1 protein-coding gene is annotated in these 1709 nt (G+C 40.3%); it reads left to right on the top strand.

Translation table 11 applies throughout. The features are described 5' to 3' along the window. Window positions 1–266: 266 nt before the first annotated feature. On the top strand, window positions 267–1679 hold the full coding sequence (locus CXF78_RS16600; protein WP_011637380.1) for a hypothetical protein: 1413 nt from the start codon (window positions 267–269) through the stop codon (window positions 1677–1679). Window positions 1680–1709: the final 30 nt, after the last annotated feature.

Here is a 1709-nt window from a genome sequence, read left to right as displayed (position 1 = left end):
GTACTAGAGATAGCATATCCATAGCAGCCATATTTTGCTAAAACGGTGGCTGCTATCTTCTGCATAATCTAAAAATAACGATTATGGCCACCAGCATCGGTGACCTGAGTAAAAATGATACTTTAAACATCAATAAAGTAACAAATAACGTAAAATCATCATTATATCGACACAATTTTCCTTTCAGCACTAGCGCATATTTCAACTTGCTATAACATTGTTAGCCGTAACCTTAAGATATGAATATTTTATCGTGTGGAGATAATATGGATAAGCAAGTGAGTTCGCGTGGCACCAAAGAAAAAGCCCTTCGTTTAAATCTAGACGAAAAAAAGTACGGCACCATTGTCGAAATTGGTGCCGGACAAGAAGTCGCACGTAACTTTTTTGTGGCTGGCGCCGCTGCGGGAACAATAGCTAAAACCATGTCAGCCTACGATATGAAGTTTTCTGACGCGATTTACGGCGTGCAAGAAGACGGACGCTATGTCAGTAAAGCCCGCGTATTAGCAATGATGGAGCAGGAGTTTGACCTTGTTGTCGATCGTGTCGGCGGCGTTCGTTCAAAATCATCACGTTATTTCAGTTACGCAACAACCGTATCGGCTAAAAGTTTTAATCGTAAAAATGAATGCCATGCGTGGTGTGGTGTGCGGATTCAAATGTACCCTGGTGCAGAGCCTTCTAATATTATTGTCCATGTGCGCATGTTTGACGATACCGCTGAAGCTCAGCAGCAAGCGCTAGGTATTTTAGGTGTAAACCTTATTTACGCCAGCTACTATTATTTTGAAGATCCAAAAATGATTATCGATTCGTTAACCGATAACATGAAAGCCAATCGGATTGAAATTGACTGTATTGACTTTCAGGGTCCCTACTTTGAAGATGTCGACAATCAAGCAAAGAATATTCATCTTATTCGCAGCTGGAAAACTCGCGCGATTATGTTCAAAGCCGATGGCACTGTCGCGGTACCTGCCGATATGCTGTACAAAAAGAACGTGTTAACCATTCGAGGTTCATTTAAACCTGTTACCAACCTTAATGTTGATATGATCCAGCAAGGCTACAAAGCCTTTTCGACATTAGAAGGGGTAACTGATAAAAATACCGTATTAATCGCAGAAATATCACTGAATGACTTACACGGTAAAGATGCCAATATGACCGAAAAGGACATTATGGAACGGGTTAAATTGCTTAATTTATTAGGCTATAACGTGATGATTTCTGATTACACCCGCTATTTCTCATTACGTGCTTATTTCCGTCAGTACACCCAATTGCAAATCGGCATTGTGGTGGGTATTGTTAACATTAAACAAATTTTTGATGAAGAATATTATCGTGGGATGGAAGGCGGAATTCTCGAAGCTTTTGGTAAGTTATTTCCTGATAATACGCGTTTATTCGTCTACCCAGAACGAGATGAAAAGGGTGAGCTAAATGACTTAAACACGGTCAGCGTGCCTAATAATTTGCGTTATTTATTCCGCCACGTGCTCGATAACGGCTTTATCACCAGTATTGAATCAAGCAATCTTGATTTGTTTAATATTTTTTCTCGAGAGATTTTACAGCAAATTTGTCGCGGTCAAGGAGAATGGGTTGGCGCCGTCCCCGAAGCTGTCAGTAAAGCCATCATGGAACAAAAATTATTTGGTTACCGCGGCTAATGAATATAGAGCAACTTTTTACGATAACTA

The sequence above is a fragment of the Shewanella sp. 11B5 genome, assembly GCF_002836795.1.
GTDB lineage: Bacteria > Pseudomonadota > Gammaproteobacteria > Enterobacterales > Shewanellaceae > Shewanella > Shewanella frigidimarina.
Note: the sequence above shows the minus strand (reverse complement) of the source record. Positions and strands in the feature narration are given on the sequence as shown.

Bases quoted from the DNA above. Each gene is read 5' to 3' on its own strand.
- CXF78_RS16600 (WP_011637380.1), top strand. From the start codon at position 267: ATGGATAAGCAAGTGAGTTCGCGTGGCACCAAAGAAAAAGCCCTTCGT.